The organism is Flavobacterium sp. NPDC079362 (assembly GCF_050267765.1).
Lineage (GTDB): Bacteria > Bacteroidota > Bacteroidia > Flavobacteriales > Flavobacteriaceae > Flavobacterium > Flavobacterium azizsancarii.
Genome location: NZ_JBNNFM010000001.1, coordinates 197,744 through 218,553, shown reverse-complemented (window position 1 = coordinate 218,553; position 20,810 = coordinate 197,744). Strand labels below are relative to the sequence as shown.

Annotated in this window: 19 protein-coding genes; 11 read left to right on the top strand and 8 right to left on the bottom strand. The window is 34.1% G+C overall.

The window, feature by feature from the left end:
• The first annotated feature begins 2 nt into the window (after positions 1-2).
• Positions 3-404, top strand: a complete 402-nt coding sequence (locus ACQKCJ_RS00900) for a c-type cytochrome (protein ID WP_427401169.1) — start codon at positions 3-5, stop codon at positions 402-404.
• Between the two features lie 73 nt (positions 405-477).
• Positions 478-927 carry a GyrI-like domain-containing protein gene (locus ACQKCJ_RS00895; protein WP_427401168.1) on the top strand — a complete coding sequence of 150 codons (450 nt, stop codon included), beginning with the start codon at positions 478-480 and terminating at the stop codon, positions 925-927.
• Between the two features lie 54 nt (positions 928-981).
• Here the strand turns inward: ACQKCJ_RS00895 and ACQKCJ_RS00890 are convergent, their stop codons facing one another.
• Positions 982-3,042, bottom strand: a complete 2,061-nt coding sequence (locus tag ACQKCJ_RS00890) for a M13 family metallopeptidase (RefSeq protein WP_427401167.1) — start codon at positions 3,040-3,042, stop codon at positions 982-984.
• Positions 3,043-3,227: 185 nt separating this feature from the next.
• A complete protein-coding gene (locus ACQKCJ_RS00885) occupies positions 3,228-5,288 on the bottom strand; it encodes a M13 family metallopeptidase (protein WP_427401166.1) in 2,061 nt (686 codons plus the stop codon).
• Between the two features lie 206 nt (positions 5,289-5,494).
• Between ACQKCJ_RS00885 and ACQKCJ_RS00880 the strand changes: the two genes are divergently transcribed.
• From ACQKCJ_RS00880 to ACQKCJ_RS00855, 6 genes are all read left to right on the top strand, one after another.
• Positions 5,495-6,418, top strand: a complete 924-nt coding sequence (locus ACQKCJ_RS00880; protein WP_427401165.1) for a DMT family transporter — start codon at positions 5,495-5,497, stop codon at positions 6,416-6,418.
• Between the two features lie 497 nt (positions 6,419-6,915).
• Positions 6,916-7,581: an SCO family protein gene (locus ACQKCJ_RS00875; protein ID WP_427401164.1), complete on the top strand. Its 666-nt coding sequence runs from the start codon at positions 6,916-6,918 to the stop codon at positions 7,579-7,581.
• A gap of 104 nt (positions 7,582-7,685) precedes the next feature.
• Positions 7,686-7,925 carry a FeoA family protein gene (locus ACQKCJ_RS00870; protein ID WP_264525774.1) on the top strand — a complete coding sequence of 80 codons (240 nt, stop codon included), beginning with the start codon at positions 7,686-7,688 and terminating at the stop codon, positions 7,923-7,925.
• Positions 7,925-10,024, top strand: coding sequence for a ferrous iron transport protein B (feoB, locus tag ACQKCJ_RS00865; protein WP_427401163.1), 2,100 nt, complete (start codon positions 7,925-7,927; stop codon positions 10,022-10,024). The genes ACQKCJ_RS00870 and feoB overlap by 1 nt, the downstream gene beginning before the upstream one ends.
• 6 nt (positions 10,025-10,030) lie before the next feature.
• A complete protein-coding gene (locus tag ACQKCJ_RS00860; RefSeq protein WP_276598342.1) occupies positions 10,031-10,153 on the top strand; it encodes a FeoB-associated Cys-rich membrane protein in 123 nt (40 codons plus the stop codon).
• Between the two features lie 337 nt (positions 10,154-10,490).
• Positions 10,491-11,375: a DUF4349 domain-containing protein gene (locus ACQKCJ_RS00855; protein ID WP_427401162.1), complete on the top strand. Its 885-nt coding sequence runs from the start codon at positions 10,491-10,493 to the stop codon at positions 11,373-11,375.
• Between the two features lie 69 nt (positions 11,376-11,444).
• On the opposite strand, the gene ACQKCJ_RS00850 is transcribed toward ACQKCJ_RS00855, so the two are convergent.
• From ACQKCJ_RS00850 to ACQKCJ_RS00840, 3 genes are all read right to left on the bottom strand, one after another.
• Positions 11,445-12,098, bottom strand: a complete 654-nt coding sequence (locus tag ACQKCJ_RS00850; RefSeq protein WP_427401161.1) for an HD domain-containing protein — start codon at positions 12,096-12,098, stop codon at positions 11,445-11,447.
• 230 nt (positions 12,099-12,328) lie between these two features.
• Entirely contained in the window at positions 12,329-13,321 is a 993-nt protein-coding gene (locus tag ACQKCJ_RS00845; RefSeq protein WP_271336700.1) for an acyl-ACP desaturase, read from the bottom strand.
• A gap of 53 nt (positions 13,322-13,374) precedes the next feature.
• On the bottom strand, positions 13,375-14,115 hold the full coding sequence (locus tag ACQKCJ_RS00840; protein WP_427401160.1) for a lysophospholipid acyltransferase family protein: 741 nt from the start codon (positions 14,113-14,115) through the stop codon (positions 13,375-13,377).
• A 125-nt stretch (positions 14,116-14,240) separates the two neighbouring features.
• On the opposite strand from ACQKCJ_RS00840, the gene rnpA reads away from it, so the two are divergent.
• The 3 genes from rnpA to ACQKCJ_RS00825 all read left to right on the top strand — a co-directional run bounded on the left by rnpA (position 14,241) and on the right by ACQKCJ_RS00825 (position 17,193).
• Positions 14,241-14,645 carry a ribonuclease P protein component gene (rnpA, locus tag ACQKCJ_RS00835; protein ID WP_427401159.1) on the top strand — a complete coding sequence of 135 codons (405 nt, stop codon included), beginning with the start codon at positions 14,241-14,243 and terminating at the stop codon, positions 14,643-14,645.
• A gap of 80 nt (positions 14,646-14,725) precedes the next feature.
• Positions 14,726-15,553 carry a DUF4349 domain-containing protein gene (locus tag ACQKCJ_RS00830; RefSeq protein WP_427401158.1) on the top strand — a complete coding sequence of 276 codons (828 nt, stop codon included), beginning with the start codon at positions 14,726-14,728 and terminating at the stop codon, positions 15,551-15,553.
• Between the two features lie 2 nt (positions 15,554-15,555).
• Complete coding sequence (locus ACQKCJ_RS00825) at positions 15,556-17,193, top strand: S41 family peptidase (RefSeq protein ID WP_427401157.1); 1,638 nt, start codon at positions 15,556-15,558, stop codon at positions 17,191-17,193.
• Between the two features lie 109 nt (positions 17,194-17,302).
• Here ACQKCJ_RS00825 and ACQKCJ_RS00820 read toward each other — a convergent pair whose 3' ends face one another.
• From ACQKCJ_RS00820 to ACQKCJ_RS00810, 3 genes are all read right to left on the bottom strand, one after another.
• The gene (locus ACQKCJ_RS00820) at positions 17,303-17,749 is read right to left on the bottom strand and encodes a GNAT family N-acetyltransferase (protein ID WP_427401156.1); all 447 of its coding nucleotides are present in this window, start codon (positions 17,747-17,749) and stop codon (positions 17,303-17,305) included.
• A 123-nt stretch (positions 17,750-17,872) separates the two neighbouring features.
• On the bottom strand, positions 17,873-18,841 hold the full coding sequence (locus ACQKCJ_RS00815; protein WP_427401155.1) for a DUF4837 family protein: 969 nt from the start codon (positions 18,839-18,841) through the stop codon (positions 17,873-17,875).
• A 46-nt stretch (positions 18,842-18,887) separates the two neighbouring features.
• Complete coding sequence (locus ACQKCJ_RS00810; protein WP_427401154.1) at positions 18,888-20,726, bottom strand: LysM peptidoglycan-binding domain-containing protein; 1,839 nt, start codon at positions 20,724-20,726, stop codon at positions 18,888-18,890.
• Positions 20,727-20,810: the final 84 nt, after the last annotated feature.

The window sequence follows — 20,810 nt, the reverse complement described above, 5'->3', positions numbered from 1 at the left end:
TCATGAAAAAAGTATTATTCTTATCCGCCGTTTTAGCTTTGGCTTCTTGTAAAAAAGAAGCAACAGAGCATCCTGTTGAAAATGGAACAGAAAATTATACCGAAGGACATTCGGCAGAAGCCAAAACTCCGGAAGCCTTAGGAAAACAAATTTTTGAAGGACAAGGAAATTGCGCTTCCTGTCATCAGGCTGATCAAAAAATAATTGGCCCAAGTATTAAGGAAATTGCTAAAATTTATAAAGACAAAAAAGGTGATATTGTAACTTTCCTGAAAGGAAATGCAGATCCAATCGTTGATCCGGATCAATTTGCAGTTATGAAAACTAATTTTCCGATCACGAAAGCCATGTCTGACGAAGAATTAAAAGCAATTGAATCGTATATCTACAGTCATTTAAACTAATTTTATAATTCCTGCTGACATACTGTTGTCATTGGATCATTTTAAATTTGCGGCTTAACCAAAATGAAGTAAAATGAAAATTCAAAAATTCAGTGTAATTGGTATTCCGGTAAGAACTACAAATGAAAACGGTAAATCAGCAGAAGATATTCCTGCGCTTTGGAACAAATTTATCTCTGAAGAAATTCAGTATAAAATTCCGGGTAAAATTTCAGAAGAGCTCTTTTGCATTTATACAGATTATGAAAAAGATCACACCCAGCCATACACCACTATTTTAGGATGTAAAGTTGAAAGTTTAGATTTCATACCTGAAAACATGATTGGCAAAATAATTGAGTCAGCAGAATATGAAGAACTTATTGCTAAAGGAAATTTGTCTGAAGGAGTTGTTTATAATAAATGGCTCGAAATCTGGAACTCAGATTTAGATCGCAGTTTTACAGCAGATTTTGAAGTTTACGGAGAGAAAACCCAAGACCCAAAAAATGCAGAAGTTGCTATTTATATCGCAATTCAATAACACATAAAAACAAAAACGGCGCTAAAATTAGCGCCGTTTTTTTATGGTTTGATATTACCAGATTTTAACTCTCTTATCAGGTTCAACATACATTGCATCTCCTTTTTTGATTCCAAAAGCTTGATAAAAAGCATCTACGTTCTGGATTGGCACAACTGCTCTGTACATTCCAGGTGAATGTGGATCCGTTTTAACCTGGCTTTTTATAGCCTCATCTCTCGATTTAGTTCTCCAGACAGTAGCCCATGAAATAAAGAAGCGTTGTTCCGGCGTAAATCCGTCGATTAATCCCGGATTACCATTTGCTTTCAAATACAACTGTAATCCATCGTAAGCAGCGTTAATTCCACCTAAATCACCAATGTTTTCACCCAAAGTAAATTTACCATCTACGTGTATTCCAGGCAAAGGCTCCAAAGCACTATATTGATCAGCAAGTTTAGTACCAAGCGCTGTAAACTGTTTCAAATCATCAGCAGTCCACCAGTCAACAAGATTTCCATCAGCATTGTAGCGTGCACCAGAATCATCAAATCCGTGAGAAATCTCATGTCCTATAACAGCTCCAATTCCACCATAATTAACCGCTTCATCAGCTTGATAATTGTAGAAAGGAGGTTGTAAAATTGCTGCCGGGAAAACAATCTCGTTATAAGACGGATTGAAATAAGCATTTACAGTTTGTGGAGACATTCCCCATTCTGTTTTATCAACCGGTTTGCCCAATTTAGCAAGATTTTCGGCATAAGCCCATTTTGAGATATTCTTAGAATTCTCAAAATAAGTTCCACCTTCGTTAACATTTTTAAGTTCTAGTTTAGAATAGTCTTTCCATTTATCAGGATATCCAATTTTAATGGTCAGTTTCTTCAATTTTTCAATTGCTTTTACTTTAGTCTCTGCAGACATCCAAGGCAATGCATTGATTCTATTTTCGTAAGCTAACATTACATTAGCGATCATATTCTTTGCTTTGTCTTTTGCTTCAGCAGGAAATAATTTCTCTACGTACAATTTTCCTAAAGCTTCTCCGGTTGGACCGTTGATTACCTGCAAGGCTACTTCTTCACGAGGACGTTGTTTTAACGCTCCTGTCAATGTTTTTCCGTAGAAATCGAAATTAGCATTTTCGATATCAGTAGTCAAAGTTGAAGCCGTTCTGTTCAATATAGACCATTTCAAATACTCTTTCCATGCTTGTACTTTCTTTTCAGAAAATGTTTTTTCTAAAGCAATCATATAACGTGGCTGCGCTACATTTACGGTATCTAATTTTGTCATTCCGATTCCGGCGAAATATTTATCCCATTGAATCGAAGGTGTATTCTTTTTTAAATCAGCAACAGCAGTTGGATTATATTGTTTTCTACGGTCTCTGCGTTCAACACGATCCAATCTTGGAGCAGACAATTCAACTTCAAGCGCTAAGATTTGTTTAGCACTTTCTTTTGCTTTTGCCGGAGATTCTCCAATAAACTGTAACATTCTTGCAACGTGTACTTCGTATTTTTCACGTTTTTCTTTTGAGTCTTTATCATCAGCGTTGTAATAATCTTTATCTGATAATCCTAAACCTCCAGGGGTTACATTTACAGAGTTTTTATTACTGTTTTTTGCATCAGCGCCAACATAAACACCAAAGAAACCAATACCGCCCTGAGGTTGCATTTCGACAAAGAAATTTTGAAGATCGGTAACATTTTTAATTGCATCAATTTTCTTCAAATACGGCTGAAGTTCTGTAATACCTCTTTTGTTACGCCCTACAGTATCCATAATCGTATTGAACAAAGCAATTGCTTTACCCTGGTCTGTATTCGACTTGTACTTAGGATCTTTTGATGCTTCTTTTAAGATGGCAAGTGCATCATTATCTGTCTTCTGACGTAGTTCATTAAAACTTCCCCAGGAATTTCTGTCACTTGGAATTTCGGTTTTGTCTAACCATGCTCCATTTACATAACGGAAAAAATCCTGTCCCGGACTTACTTTCGTATCCATATTAGCAAGATTAATACCCGGTTCTTTTGGTTTTGCATTTTGTGCTTCGATTGTTACGCAACAAAGCATTGCTGAAAATGCACAAAACATAGATTTGTTAAGCTGTTTTATCATTTTTATTTATAGTATTAGTATATATACAAACATATTGTTATTATTTTGAATTCTATGTTAAAATTCCTCACTAATTAATTTCGTGATTTCTGAGATAATCTTTAATTAAAAAAACAGTAAATCATCCTTCGGTTAGGTAAATAAAAAACGGCGCATCATCAGCGCCGTTTTCTTATTTGAACAGATTACCAGATTTTAACTCTTTTCTCTGGACTCACATACATTTTGTCTCCTTTTTTAATGCCAAAAGCATCGTAAAAAGCATCTACATTCTGAATTGGCACAACTGCTCTGTACATTCCAGGTGAATGCGGATCTGTTTTTACCTGATTCTTTAATGCTTCATCTCTGGTTTTAGTTCTCCATACGGTTGCCCATGAAATAAAGAAACGCTGTTCAGGCGTAAATCCGTCAATTAATCCAGGACTTCCATGTGCTTTTAAGTACAATTGCAAACCATCATAAGCTGCATTGATTCCGCCCAGATCGCCAATATTTTCACCTAAAGTAAATTTACCATCTACATGAATTCCCGGCAAAGGCTCTAAAGCACTATATTGATCTGCCAAAGCGGTACCAAGTACTGTAAATTGTTTTAAATCTTCCGGAGTCCACCAGTCTACTAAATTTCCTTCGGCATTGTAACGTGCTCCTGAATCATCAAAACCATGAGAAATTTCATGACCAATTACAGCTCCAATTCCGCCATAATTTACAGCTTCATCCGCCTGATAATTGTAAAACGGAGGTTGTAAAATTGCCGCTGGAAATACAATCTCATTATAAGATGGATTGTAATAAGCATTTACAGTTTGTGGTGACATTCCCCATTCTGTTTTATCAACTGGCTTGTGTAATTTTTCGATTCCCTTGTTAAATTCCCATTTGTCTAAATTGCGGGAATTTTCAAAATAAGTTCCTCCATCAGCAACACTTTTAATTTCAAGTGCTGAATAATCTTTCCATTTGTCCGGATAGCCAACTTTAATACTGATTTTCTTTAACTTATCAATCGCTTTTACTTTTGTAGCTGCAGACATCCAGGTCAAATTATTAATACGATTTTGGTACGCCAGAATGATATTATGAATCATATCGGTTGCTTTCGTTTTTGCTTCAGCAGGAAATACTTTTTCTACGTATAATTTTCCAAGTGCTTCACCAATACTTGTATTTACAACCCTCAATGCTTTTTCTTCGCGAGGCAATTGTTTTATAGCACCTTTTAATGTTTTACTGTAAAAATCAAAACTAACTGTTTCGATGTCTGTAGATAATTTTGTCGAAAATGAATTTAACAAATCCCATTTCAGATATTCTTTCCACTGTGCAACCTTATTTTCAGTAAAAACAGTTTGCAAAGCTTTCATATACTTTGGTTCCATAACCACTACTGTATCTAACTTTGCCAAACCAATACCGGTAAAATAAGCATCCCACTTAATAGCCGGCGTTAACTTTTGAAGTTGAGCTACCGTTATTGGGTTGTATTGCAAACGACTGTCTCTGCTTTCTACACGATCTAATCTTGGTTTTGATAATTGTGTTTCTAAGGCTAAAATACCTTCAGCACTTTGCTTTGCTTTGGCAGGAGATTCACCAATAAACTGCATCATTTTTGCCACATGTAGCACATATTTTGCACGTTTCTCTTTAGAATCCTTATCCTCAGATACATAATAATCCTTGTCCGGTAATCCCAATTGGCTTACTCCAAGGCTTACTGAATTTTTAGAACTGTTTTTTTCATCAGCTCCAATATATATTCCGAAAAAAAGAACATTCTTTTCTTTTTGCATTTCAGTCAGATACTTTTGAAGATCACTGATGTTCTTAATAGCATCGATCTTTTTAAAATAAGGCTGCAAAGGAGTTATTCCAACTTTATTTCTTCCTACTGTATCTAATATAGTTGAGAATAAATTAACTGCTTTTCCCTGATCTGTATCCGATTTGTATTTTGGATTTTGGGACGCTTCTTTCAAAACAGACATCGCATCTTTGTCTGTTTTCTTGATCAGCTCATTAAAACTTCCCCATGTTGTACGATCACTTGGAATTTGAGTCTGATCCAGCCAGGTTCCGTTTACATACTGGAAAAAATCCTGACCTGGGCTAATTTTTGTATTCATGTACGACACATTAATACCGGGTTCTTTTGGAGTTGCATTTTGAGCTTCAACAACTGTAAATGAAGCCATTGCAAAAAATGCGCAGAACAAAGGTCTGCTAAGATTTTTTTTCATTTAAATTTAAGTTTTTTGGTCTTTACTACAAACGTATTCCTAATATTCGAAATCCTATGTTAAAATTTTTGAAATAATCACATCAAAAACGAATTATCATAACATTTTAATGATTATGATCGAATATTTTCATGTATATAAAACCGGTTTTTAAATGAATATTAGAATAGTTTTTGGAATATTTGTTACAAAGAATTTAAATAAAAGTGAGAGCAAAAATACAAAGTGCCGTTTCAGGAAGAATAGATGCAATTGGATTACCAATATTGGCGCTATGTTGGGTGAGTTTCTTTTGGGGCACAACCTGGCTGGCTTCTAAAGAAGGGGTTAGATATATGCCGGCTTTGCAATTGGTAACCATTCGTCAATTTTTGGCCGGGATTTTATATGTAGGTTATTTTTTTATAAAAAAGGAACCGTGGCCAAAAGGAAAAGAATGGCGAACAATATTGGTTTTAGCAATTTTAAATTTTATGCTTAGTAATGGCTTAAGTACCTGGGGCGTTAAATATATGAGCAGTGGATTAGGCGCTATAATTACTGCGCTTTTTCCCATCTTTATCATTATTATTAATTTTTTTAACGGTTATAAAATTGCACGTGTGGCTTTGCTTGGAATTTTAGTTAGTTTTGGAGGTATTTGTATTCTCTTTATCGATTATATTGCTGATATATTAAAACCAGAATTTCAATTCGGGATTCTTTTAATGACTGTAGCTACTATCTCATGGGCTTTTGGAATTTTACAAACAAAGAAAAAAGCAGCAAGTTTTAACCCTTATTTTAGTTTAGGATTACAGATGCTGATCTCGAGTGTCTTTTTATTTGGAATTACTGAAGCAACAGGAAATAATATTCCACTTGCTGAAATCCCACTGCCTTCATGGTGGGCAATTGCTTATTTAGTTATTATTGGTTCGGTTTTAACTTTTATCGCTTTTATCTATTCATTAAAAAATCTTCCAACAGAAATTAGCAGTATTTATGTTTACATCAATCCAATTGTGGCTATGGTTTTAGGATCTTTTATTTTTGAAGAAATACTTACAAAGGCAGTTGCAATTGGCGCAGGTGTTACATTAACAGGTGTTTATTTGGTAAATAAATCTATTAGAAAAAATAAAGTTTAAAAGTTTTTGCCACGAATTTCACTAATTATCGCTAATTAATTCAAGTTGCTAGTTTTTAACAATTCAGTAAATGAGCTGGTTAAGATATGAAAGTATAATCCCTACGGGATATTTTTATCTGGTAACTGTCTGGTTATCAATATTTAAATCCTAACGGATTATATACGATCAATCCTGTTTACAAGATTCCTTTTTCATAGTAGATAAATACCGCAAAATTATATCTCGTAGAGATTACATATTGGTAACAAATAATTGGAAGAACAATATTGTCCCTTAGGGACTACACATGATTAAGTTGCAACTTGAATTAATTATTGTTTTGTCTTAAAATTTATATATCAGCATTTATAAACATCGTCTTAAGCCAATCTGATTCGTGACAATTCGTGAAATTCATGGCAAAAACTTTTTTCTCAATTTGTTATCCTGTTAAAAATAAGAGTTAGTTACCTTTTTAAAATGTGCTTTTTGTATTTTTGCGCCAAATTGTTTTTATGAAATCCTTTCTATATAAATACCGCAAATTTTTTATTGTTCTTATTGTATTTTCAGCTGTAACCATATCCTTATTTTATTCGGCTTTAAAGCCACAAAAAACATTGCCAATTTTCAATCCTGCTGATGTAAATCCTGAAATGGTCGACAGTACGGTGCAATACAAAAGTAAGTACCACACTATTGCTGACTTTAAGTTTGTCAACCAAAACGGAGATACGATTACCCAAAAGAATTATGAAGGTAAAATTTATGTAGCTGACTTTTTCTTTACGACTTGCGGCTCAATTTGTCCAAAAATGACAACAAATCTTGAAGAGGTTCAAAAAGCTATTTTGAACAATCCGAAGGTAATGTTACTTTCGCACACTGTTTTTCCTGAAGTAGACAGTATTCCGGTCCTTAAAGAATATGCCATAAAACATCATGTTGTTGACAGTAAATGGAACTTAGTTACGGGAGATAAAAAAGAAATTTATACAATGGCCAGAAAATCATATCTGGCGGTAAAACTAGGTCGCCCTGATCAATTGTATGATATGGTACATACAGAGAATTTTGTTTTGGTTGATCAAAAACGACGTGTTCGCGGTTTTTATGACGGAACGAATAAAGAAGAAATTAAACGTCTTTTAGAAGACATCGATTTCCTATGTAAAGAGTAAAATGCCTTATTTTTAGAAACATTTAGCATTTAGAAAAGTGTTAAATGCCTTTGAATAAAGAATAATTGCCTACTTTTGCAATCTAAATTCAATCTAAATAAGCTTTGCAAAATACTATCCACACTCTAAAAAAAGGCGAGAAAGCCATTATCAAAGATTTTGATATCGATCTTATTCCTCTAAAATTATTAGAAATGGGCTGCTTGCCGGGCAACTTAGTCGAATTGCTTCAAATTGCTCCTTTTGGAGATCCATTGTATTTGGATATTAATGGTTCACACGTGGCCATTCGTGTTGAAACTGCTCGTGAAATTGAAGTTGAACTTATCAAAAACAATTTGTAATGAGCATTCAAAATATCAATGTTGCCCTTATCGGGAATCCAAATACTGGAAAAACCTCTGTTTTTAATCAGCTTACAGGTCTAAACCAACAAGTAGGGAATTATCCCGGAATTACTGTCGAAAAGAAAATCGGATTCTGTAAATTACCTCACAACAGCAAAGCCAACATTCTGGATTTACCAGGAACTTATAGTCTGAACGCAAGTTCTATGGACGAGAGTGTGGTAATCGAACTTTTACTGAATAAAAACGACAAATTATATCCTGATGTAGCGGTAGTAGTAACAGATGTTGAAAATCTGAAAAGAAATCTACTGATTTACACTCAAATAAAAGATCTTGAAATCCCTACGATTCTTGTTATAAACATGTCAGACCGTATGGAAAGTAAAGGAATTACTTTGGATATTCCTTATTTAGAAGAAAAACTAAAAACTAAAATTGCTTTAGTAAGTTCCCGCAAAGGTCATGGGATCGAGGAGCTAAAAGAATTAATTGTTTCTTATAAAACGATTCCTCACGAACCTTGTTTGAATGCATCGGTTATCGATGAAGACTATTTTGTGAGTTTACAAAAAGCATTTCCAAATCAATTATTATATAAATTATGGTTGGTGATTACTCAGGATGTGAACTTTTTGAATTTAGACCGAAATGAAATCAGAAGTACTTTTACTAAATCGCATTCAGAATTAAAGCGTTTACAACAAAAGGAAACGATAAAACGTTATCAATTTATAAACGATATTTTGAAACAGGGTTTACAAGTTGATGCTTCGATGGCAAACGACATCAGGGCTAAACTTGATCGTGTTTTAACGCACAAAGTTTGGGGTTATGTTATTTTCTTAGCCATCTTGTTTTTGATTTTCCAGTCGATTTTCAGCTGGTCAACTATTCCAATGGATTTCATCGACAGCACTTTTGCTTCTTTAAGCAGTTGGGTTGCTCAGGAATTGCCAAGCGGAATTCTTACTGATTTACTTTCGCAAGGAATTGTACCGGGAATTGGCGGGGTTATTATATTCATACCACAAATTGCTTTTCTGTTTTTATTTATTTCCATTCTCGAAGAAAGTGGTTATATGAGCCGTGTTGTCTTTTTGATGGATAAAATAATGCGCAAGTTTGGGCTTTCCGGAAAAAGTGTCGTGCCTTTAATTTCAGGAACTGCCTGTGCCATTCCGGCAATTATGGCAACTAGAAATATCGAAAACTGGAAAGAGCGTCTGATTACTATTTTGGTAACTCCGTTTACTACTTGTTCTGCGAGATTACCTGTTTATACTATTATTATTTCATTGGTAATACCGGACGAACGTCTTTTTGGCTTTCTAAATGTGCAGGGTTTGGCTTTGATGTTGTTGTATTTACTAGGTTTTGGAACAGCGATTCTTTCTGCTTATATCTTAAATAAAATATTAAAAATAAGTGCTAAAACGTATTTCGTTGTTGAAATGCCAAGTTATAAATTACCTCTTTTCAAGAACGTTGCTATTAATGTTGTCGAGAAAACAAAAGCATTCGTTGTTGGTGCTGGTAAAATTATCTTAGCAATATCTGTTATTCTATGGTTTTTAGCGTCATACGGACCAGGAAAAAATTTTAACGAAGCTGAAGAAATCGTAAAAGAAAGATTTGTAAATACGCCGCTTGACGAAACTGAATTTGAAAATGAAGTAGCTTCTCAGAAATTAGAGAATTCCTATATCGGAATTATGGGTAAAGCAATTGAACCGGCTATTTCTCCTTTGGGTTATGACTGGAAGATAGGAATTGCCATCATCAGTTCGTTTGCTGCCCGTGAAGTTTTCGTGGGAACACTAGCCACTATTTACAGTGTTGGAGACAGTGAAAACGAAACAACAATTAAAACTAAAATGCAAAATGAAATAAATCCGGAAACGGGTCAGAAAATCTTCAATTTTGCTTCTGGAATTTCATTATTACTCTTTTACGCATTCGCTATGCAATGTGCAAGTACGCTTGCAATCACAAAAAAGGAGACAAACTCCTGGAAATGGCCTGCAATGCAGCTATTCTTAATGAGTGGTCTTGCTTATTTTGTTGCGCTTTTTGCGTATCAACTTTTAAAATAAACGATCATGGTACAAGAAATTATTGCCTTTGTCATACTATTTATCGCCGTTGGCTTTTTGATTAGAAAGTTCTTTTGGAAATCTAAAAAGAAAAAAGACTGTGGTGACGGGAACTGTGGATGTTCATAAAAGAAGGTTCAAAGTTACACAATCCCGATAGCTTTCGGGATCGCAAAGCTTTTTTGCAATATCTGCAAGTCCTGCTGCGCGAAAAGTTTACAAAGTTATATCTAGAAATAGAATTCAAAAACTAAATACATAATAAAAATGGCTTCATAATCTGAAGCCATTTTTTATTGCTAAAACTCTAACTAAAACTGACACCAACTCTATTATTTCAATCATTATTGATCCGTAAATTTAATAGTAAAAATATTTATAAAAAATGCTGGCGGAAGTTTAAAAGTTGCTACTTTCGATTCGTTTAATAAACCGAAACAAAGACTAACAATTAAAACTCGCTCAGATGGCAAAAAACTTTAGATCAAGATTTTTAAAATTAAGTAAATGGTCCGCCGGACTTTTTATTTTATTATTTGCATTCAGAATTCTGTATGGTTACGTAGCAGCTGATTCAACTTCACGCAATGATTACAGCGATAATTTTTTTGGAAGTATTGACAATCTCCGAAAAAATTACGCTTCAGAAAAAATTGCAATGAAGGGTGATAATATTCAGGCTCCATCGAATATGGCGTCGAGCCAAAAATTTGAAAAGACGGCTTCGATTAAAGCAAAAACATCTGAATTTGATAAAGATGAAAGTCTTATCAAGGCAAAAACAAAATCATACAATGCCATTATTCAATACGAACAAAACCTGGGACAAAAAGGCAACAGGCAAATTCACCTTCTTATTGGAATAAATCCGGCAAAATTCGAGGATTTTTATCTTGAACTTCAAAAAATCGGGGTGCTTAAAGACACTGAAATCACTAAAGTTGACAAAACAAATGAGTACCGCCAACTAAACGCTAAAAAGATTTCGATTGAAAAAATGCTTCAATCGCTGACTGAATTAAAATCTAAAGGCGGACAAATTGCAGATTTCATTTCCCTGAACGATAAAATTTTAGAAGTCGAAGAGCAATTGCAGGGATTGGGAGTTGAACTTGGAAATTTTAATACCGAAAATGAATTCTGTACTGTACGATTTTCGATGTACGAGGGAGCAACAGAAAAAAGTATCAGCTTTATGCACAGAACTAAAGTGGCTCTTGAATGGACAATAAAATATTTTGCAATAATTGCCATTACATCTCTTTTCATTCTAATAGCCATCTTTGTTTTACTTACCATAATTGATAAACTAAAAATTATAACTACTTTAAACAATAAGTTAAACGAATAATAATAAAAAATGGCTTCGTAATTTGAAGCCATTTTCCATTACTGAAAACTGAGACTGAGACTGAAAAACTTATTTAACCCCTTCCCACTCAGCATAAAACTGCGCCAGGAACAACTCCATGAAACGATGTCTTTCGGCAGCGATTTGTTTTCCGGTTTCGGTATTCATTTTATCTTTTAAGAGTAACAGCTTTTCGTAAAAATGATTTATTGTTGGCGCATTATTCTTTTTGTATTCTTCTTTTGTCATATTGGTGACTGGCGCAATTTCCGGATTATATAAGGTTCTGTTTTTAAATCCGCCATAATTGAACGCTCTTGCTACTCCAATCGCTCCTATTGCATCTAAACGGTCCGCATCCTGAACGATATCTAATTCTACAGAGGCAAACTTCTTTTCGAAATTTCCGCCCTTATATGAGATGTTTTCGATAATATTAACCACATGCTGAATAATGGCTGTCGAAACACTTTCAGATTCCAGAAACAAACGTGCCGTTTTTGGTCCAATAGTTTCATCTCCGTTATGAAATTTGCTATCTGCAATATCGTGGAGCAAAGCTCCTAACTGAACCACTAGTAAATCACAATCCGTATCTTTTGCGATTAAAAGTGCATTTTTATACACGCGCTCAATATGAAACCAATCGTGTCCGCCTTCGGCGTCATTTAGTTTTTCTTTTACGAAGGCAATTGTTTTGTTTATTAAATCAGAATTACTCATAATGTATGTATTTGTCTGCGTGATTAATAGCACACGGATCTTGCGGATTAAACGGATTTGCGCAGATTATTTTAATCTCTTCTTTCGGAAATCCTTATGGAATAAAAAATGTTGATTGTCAAAGTTTTTCAACCTCAACAATCAACAATATGTTTTTAAATGGTAATATCAAATATCAATTGCAAAAATCAATTTTAAATCTAAAATCAGAAATCTGTAATCTAAAATTTTTACAATCTCGCTGGTTCTACCCATTTAAAGATATGTGATTCTTGCGGAATTACTAATCTCTCCGAAATTCTTGCCATACGACCTGGTAATTTCATCAAATAATCACGTGCTTTTTCGGCATCGTCTGTTAGACCTGACATTTTATCAATTTCCCATTTATCCATTAATTTCTGCATAATATCTACATAATCGTTTGCAGTGTAAACTCCAATACGTTGTGCAGAATCAGAAAACTGTTCGAAAGCTGAACTTATCTTTTGCCCTGATTCTCTTAAAAAGTGAGCCGGCATAACGATTTTTTGTTTCATCATGTATTGAAACGCTAACATCATTTCGCTTGGATCAACCGCAAAAATACGGGTAACAAATTCGCTATACGCATGATGATGACGCATTTCGTCACCAGCAATCATTTTACACATTTTAGACAACTTGTTATCACCAAATTTCTTAGCCATTTGGGCTACTCTATTGTGCGAAACATAAGTTGCTAATTCCTGGAAACTAGTGTATACAAAGTTTTTGTATGGGTCAGATCCAGTTCCAATATCAAAACCGTCGTTGATCAGGTGCTGTGTTGTCATTTCGATTTCACGCATGTTCACACGACCGGACAAATACAGGTATTTATTCAATAAATCACCGTGGCGGTTTTCTTCACCTGTCCATTGTCTGATCCATTTAGACCATCCGTTTCCACCGTTTTCTATCTGATTTATTCCTTCCACATCCATTAACCACGACTCATAAGTTGGCAAAGCCTCTTCAGTGATTGTGTCACCTACAAGCGTTACCCAGAAATCATATGGCAATTCTTTGGCAATTTCACGTAACTCTTTTACCTCCTCAAAGAAATTTTCTCCTTCAGAATTAGGCAAAAAGTCTGACGGCTGCCAAATTTTTTCCACTGGAATTAAATACTGTTCAACGAAGCTATCCACGTTTTTTTCCAAAAACTGCATTACTTCTAATCTAATGTTTTTTATAGACATTACTTATTTTAGATTGGGATTTCTGTTTTAGTTAAATTTCTGAAACAAAAAATCTATTTATACTCGTTTACTCCTTCTACAACTGCCTTCTCTGTCATCGCCATTAAATCAGCAAAGTCATAGTCTTTTACGGCCAAAGCCTTATGCACGGTAAAGGTAAGATGATTTCCTAAACCTACAGGAAAAAGGCCAAATTTTACCATTTTCCATGAATTATTGATACTTACCGGTACTATATACGCAGAAGGCGCATATTTACACAGAATTTTTACACCATTTTGAGCGAACTCTTTAGGTTTTCCTGTTTTACTACGCGTTCCCTCAGGAAAAATAACGGCAGACCTTTTGTATTTTTCAATATATTCAGACAAACCTTTAATTGCCGGAATAGCTTGTTTTGGGTCTTTACGGTCGATTAGCACTGATCCTCCGTGACGCAAATTATAAGACACACTAGGAATTCCCTTACCTAACTCTTTCTTGCTTACAAATTTACAATGAAAACGTCTAAAATACCAAATCATTGCAATGATATCATACATACTTTGGTGATTGGAAACAAAAATAATAGGAACTCCTGTTGGAATTGTTTCTCTATTTTCGACCTTATAGGTTGTTCCTACCAGATTTGTACATCTTAAAAGGCAGAAATTTAAATAATCAACACTTTTTTTATGAGCCTGATAGCCAAAAACATTTAGGCAAATCCACTGTATTGGATGAAATACAAGCAAACACGAACTAAAAATTAGATAGTAGATTACAGATATTGGATAGGAAATTATTTTTTGCATGCTTAAAAAATTAATGCCCAAAAGTAATAAATATATTTTTAGCCGTATAAAAATCGAAAACAATAACCATTTTATTGTTTAATTGTACCTTTGCACTATAAAATTGCAAATTTTTTCTGAATTAAATGAACTTTACGTACCCAAAAAAAGAACGCTTAAAGAGCAAAACGACAATTGATTTACTGTTTTCTGATGGAAAATCAGTTTCTAAATATCCATTACGTTTGGTTTACCGTCAAGCGGAAGCTGATGCTGATGAAAAAATCAAAATGGGCGTATCGGTTTCTAAGAAATATTTTAAAAAAGCCGTTGATCGCAATTATTTCAAGCGTGTTTTAAGAGAAACGTACCGATTGAATAAACATTTACTCTTAGACAATATTCAGCAACCGTATTCTATAATGTTTTTTTATCAGACGAAAGAAAAATTATCGTACGAAGAAATCAATACCAAAACAATTCAGTTGTTTGAAAAATTCCTTCTGCAGGTAAACAAACCTGTTGATTCTGAAAATAAAAATGATTTGTAATCCTTCGGCCTCAACTTTCTTATCAAATTAGACTTAGGAATATAAAAAAATTGTAGTTTTAGATTTAATTTGAAATTGATATGAGATATATTTTCTTTTTCTTTTTTGTCCTTTTGACCCTTTCAGGTTGTAATAAACACGAAGAACCATCTTCTAATTTGATTGTTAGTTCATTTAAGCTTCCTCCAAAAAATGAATCTGCCGCCAGTTCAGATGCAAAAGATGAAATGGCTGCTCCCGCTTCTCCTGAAATTCCACAAAAAATTATTAAAGAGGCTTCTCTTCGATTTGAAACCGATAATTTAGAAGATACTTTCAATAGAATTCAAAGTGCTGTTACTTTAAATAAAGCAACGATTCAGAATGATTCTGAAGGTAAAGATTACAACAACATCTATAGAAATCTAACTATTCGTGTTCCAAGTCAAAACTTCGATGCTTTTATAAATGCTATTTCAAAAGGTGTTTCTTATTTTGAAAGAAAAGATATTTCTTCTCAAAATGTTACTGAACAATACATTGACCTTACTTCGAGATTAAATACGAAACGAAAACTTGAAGAACGCTATCTTCAGATTCTTCAAAAAGCAACCAAAATTAGTGAGATCTTAGAAATTGAAAAACAAATTTCGACAATCCGTGAAGAGATTGAGGCTAAACAAGGACAACTGAAATATCTGGAAAGCCGCGTTTCTGAAAGCACTGTTACCATCGAATTCTACAAAACTATTGCTCAAAAAGAAGGTGTTAAAACCTCGTACGGATCAAAAATCTGGGCGGCGATTCAATCCGGATTTTATAGTCTGTCAGAATTTTTAATATCGATCATTAGTGTTTGGCCATTTATTATAGTATTTTGCATATTCGCCTATTTTATTAGAAAGAGATTTAAAAGAAAAAAAAAATAATCATGTATCCTTATTTCAAAAAGAAATTCATCATACCAACTGTTGCGGCAGGGTTTTTATTTATTGGAACCAGTTTCAAAGACGACTTTTTTGAGATTGCGAAACAAATCGAAATCTTTACTACATTGTTCAAAGCGGTTAATACCAATTACGTCGACGAGACAAATCCCGGCGATTTGATGGATAAAGCCATAAAAAGCATGTTGGGAAGTTTAGATCCTTATACAGTTTATTTTAATGAACAGGATGTTGTTAATTTTAAGATTAATAATACGGGAGAATATACCGGAATTGGCGCTCTGATATCCAGAAAGAAAGATCGCTTAGTGGTTCGTGAACCTTATAAAAATTATCCTGCTGATAAAGCCGGACTTAAAGCGGGTGATGAAATTATTCAGATTGGTGATGTTTTAATCGCTGATTTTAAGGATGATGCTTCTCAATTGCTGAAAGGAACTAAAAACACTAAAATTCAGGTCAAATACCTTCGTCAGGGAAAACCTTTTACAACAACACTGATTTTGGATGAAGTTGATATAAAATCGGTTCCGTTCTTTGGAAAAATCGACGATAAAACAGGTTATATTGTTTTGGCACATTTTAGTCGAAAAGCTTCCAATGAAGTAAAAGACGCACTTGAAAAATTAAAAGCTGACGGCGCCACACAAATCGTGCTTGATTTAAGAGGAAACCCTGGTGGCTTACTTAATGAAGCCATTGATATTTGTAATTTATTTGTTCCGAAGAATGAGGTAATTGTAACTACAAAATCAAGAATTGAGAAACATAACAATACTTATAAGACGACTAAAGAACCTGTGGATACCCAAATTCCGCTGGCGATTTTAGTAAACGGAAGAAGCGCTTCTGCTTCTGAAATAGTTTCTGGAGCTTTGCAGGATTTAGATCGCGCGGTGGTTTTAGGAAGCCGCAGTTTTGGTAAAGGTTTGGTTCAACGTTCTGTTGATCTAACTTACGGAACGCAGCTAAAAGTTACTATTTCCCGTTATTATACTCCTTCAGGTCGTTGTATTCAGGCATTAGATTATGCACACAAAGATAAAAACGGTGTGGCTCAAAAAACGGATGCTAAAAACTTCAATGCTTTTAAGACCAGAAAAGGAAGAACGGTTTATGACGGCGGCGGTGTTTTGCCGGATATCGAATTAGACGAAGCGAAAACAAGTCCAATTACGACTGCGTTATTAAAAAATGACGGAATCTTTGATTACGCTACAACGTATTATTATAAAAACCAGAATCTGGGAGATAAGATCCCAACAGTCTCTGACGCTGATTATGCAAGTTTTAAGCAGTACTTAAAAACCAATAAAATAAGTTTTGATACGGAAACCGAAGTTGCCCTGAAAAACACTTTGGCTGCTGCTAAAAACGAAAAAATTGACGAAACTATCGCTCCGGAATATCAGCAATTATTAGCTGCTTTGGAAAAAAGTGAAACTACTTTACTGGATAAAAACCAAAAGGAAATTAGAAATCTGATTCAGGAAGAATTAATCAAGAGATACCAATATCAGGAAGGTTTATATCAATTTTACATTAAAAACAATTCGGAGATTAAGAAAGCCGTTAATGTTTTAAATAATCAGACGGAGTATAAGTCGATTTTGAAGATGTAAATTAAAAAACATAATAAACAAAAAAGCCTTTATTGACTAAACGTTAATATAGGCTTTTTTGTTTTTCAACCGCTTAGATTCAGGATCTATTAATCTAGCTAATAATAAATCATGCTCTTACCATCTCGATATGCGGAATATCGTCCTCCAGATACATTTCGCTGGTCTGAACAAATCCATGGCTTTCGTAGAATTTCTTTAAGTATAATTGAGCACCAATGGTAATTTTATCATTATTGAAGTTCGATTTTATGGCTGCTATGGCTTCGCGCATTAAATCGTGTCCCCATTTTCTATCGCGAAAATTGGCATCTACTACAACTCTGCCTATTGAAGCATTATCAAAACTAATTCCGGCATCGAATAAGCGCACATATGCGACTGTTTTACCATCATATTCGCCAATTAGGTGCAATGCTTTCTTATCCTTTCCATCAAGGTCTAAATAAACGCAATTTTGCTCGACTACAAAGATCTCACTTCTTAGTTGGAGTAAATTATATAACTCATGAACCGTTAAAGCCTCAAACGGCTTTATTTTCCATTTTAATTCCATTCTCTGTTTATTCCTTATTTTTTATTTCTATTCTCTATCTTCTATTTTCTATTCTCCATCTTCTTTTCTCTTTTCTCTATTCTCTTTTCTCCATTTCAAAATGATTTTAAGCCAATTAGAATTTTATCGTTTATCAATTTTGACTGATTTTATAATGGCTTCCAGATCGAACATTAAGTCTCTTTCCTGATTGGATGGGGAATAACAAAATCCTTCGATAACTAAAATTCGATTGTATTTTTCGTCTACAATTGCATAATTGATAAATGGGCCAGACATAAAATCATTTTTTAACTCCCAGTTTCCTCTGGTTTCATATGCTTTTTTTTCATCTAAAGTAATGGTCGAAAAATAAGGCGCATAAGCTTCACCGGTAATCATTTTTGTATTTGGTTCACGTCCTTTGATATAACTTCCCACAGAATCACGCATTTTGATAATATTACCAACAACATTTGAGCTCTTTTTAAAATTACGTAAGGGTATCTGGTAAATAAGCAAACTTGTATTGCCACTGATTATATCTTTTTTTAACCAGATGAAGTTCTTTTTATGCAACATGTATTCGTAACCTGTTGGAATCTGGATGTCGATATGGAATTTGTTTTTTATGATCGTAGGGTTTAATAGCGATTTGCTATTGTCTTCCTGGACTTTTTGAATCTCTGCGTCACGAATCATTTTGATTATTTGCGCAGAGTTTAGTTCGATGCTGCAAATAATATCATCGACAGATTTGCCGTAGATACGAAATGTATTGTGTGGTAATGATTTACTGTGGGTGATTTCGAATTTATCTGTATTGGCTTTTTTAACTACTATAATGCTTCGGCTATCGGTCACGAAACCTTCGAGTAAACGCGCCGGATATTGATTTATGGTAAATAATGGTTCTTCCTGGGTGAGTCCCAGAACTGGTGAAGCAAATTTATTTCGGATACTATCGCCTACTTCTCCATACCACAATTGATCGTCTATAATGATAGAGATCGAGTTGGTTTTGCCGGATACTGGCTGGGATTGCTTTTCGTTCCTGAAACACGAAATGACCATAAACGGAATTAACAGCAATAAAAAATGGGTTTTATTCATTTTCTTAATTTATGAAATAAAACCCAAATTTATGTAAGATTTTTTATTATCCGTTTATTTTAAGTTTCATTCCTGGTTTAATTTCTCCGTCTTTAATGTTATTCCATTTTTTAATATCTGAAATGGTAACTCCAGGATATTTTTTAGAAATACTATACAACGAATCTCCTTTTTTAACGTAATAATCTTCTGCAAGGTCTTTGGCTGAAGTCGCTTTTTTCCTGAATGAATCAATCGAAGAACTGGAAGCTATTGCAGTAGTTACTGCACTTTCTTCAATAATTTCAGGAACTGCTTTGGCAACTACCAATGTTTTACCTAAACCAATATTATTTGAAGTCAGACTATTTAGTTCTTTTAGATCAGCAATAGTCGTACCGAATTTTTTAGCAATGCTTCCTAAATTATCTCCGGCCGCAACAACATATTCTTGCGAGTGTGTATTGTTTTTGTCTTTGTCATCAACTGCAGCAATTGCTTCTTCTGATTTTTTCTCGATTGCAAGTGTTGCTTTTATCTCTTTTGGATTTTTAACAACTGCATCAATATCTGATTTAATCTTTAGGCTTCTTCCAAGTGCAACGGAATTTGTTTTAAGGTTATTCCATTTTTTCAAATCGATAATATTCACATTATACTTTGCTGCGATGGTACCTAAATTATCACCCTTTCTAACTTTGTACCATTTTAAATCTGTATCGATTGTTCTCTCTGGTCTTGCATGTGCTTTAGGGGCAACTTTTAAAGCCAATTGAGCCGGTAACGTTTTATTTTGTGATTGATAGGCTACGTAGTCGTAAATTTTATCCTCATTGGAAACAAACGTTGCAATTTTATCTTTGGGTAAACGCAAATAATGCGGTTCTCCCTGATAAAATGGTACTACATTTAATTTATATGAAGGATTTAAAAGTTGTATCTGAGATTGTGGCATGTCTAACAAATCTGCAATTTGTTTGAATGACATTTGATTTTTAATCTGAACTGTATCTGTTTCAAAGTTTTTAACTACGGCTCTCTGCGGATTGATTCCGTGTTCTTTATGGTATTCAAAAAGATACATTGTAGCTAGAAAAGCGGGAACATAACCTTGGGTTTCTTTTGGAAGATGGTTACGAATGTCCCAGTAACTTGTTTTTCCTCCGGAACGACGAATTGCTTTGGTAACATTTCCGGGTCCTGAATTGTATGAAGCGAGAACAAGCTCCCAATCTCCAAAAATGTTATACATTTTTGTCATGTATTCAGATGCTGCGGCTGTAGCTTTAAGAGGATCGCTGCGTTCATCAATGTACGAATCTATTTTCAGGGCATATTGTTTACCTGTTCCGTACATGAATTGCCAAATTCCGGTGGCGCCCATTTTAGAAACTGCTTTAGGATTTAAAGCAGATTCTACAACGGCTAAATATTTAATTTCTAAAGGTACGTTCTGTCTGGCAAAAGCATCTTCAAAAATTGGGAAATAATATTCTGATAAAGCCATTAATCGGGAAAACGATTTTTTACGATTCTTAAGAAATGACTTTATTATATTTTCTAAACCTTGATTGTATTCAATATTAAATGGTGATTTGCCATTCATTGCCTTCAAACGCTGTTTCAACAATTCTGTTGGCAATTCTTCATCAACTGTAACATCTGTGTTGATGGTTTGAATGTCTTTTGTTAAGTCATCATAAATATCTAAACTTACTAATTCATTCATCCAAAGACTGTCAACTCTGGTTGCCATTTCGTCTTTTTTGAATGAGTTCTTAACAGAATCTAAATAGGATATCTTTACAATTGGCTTAATTTCAACATCTGTTTTTGCAACATCCTGCGCAAAAATTGACATAGAAAAAAACACCGAAACTACTATTGATATTTTTTTTACAATCATATAACATTTTTTTAAAATTCTATAATTCAAAGCATTACAGAAACCTTACTTTTGCAAACTTAACCAGTTTATGCATGTAAACTA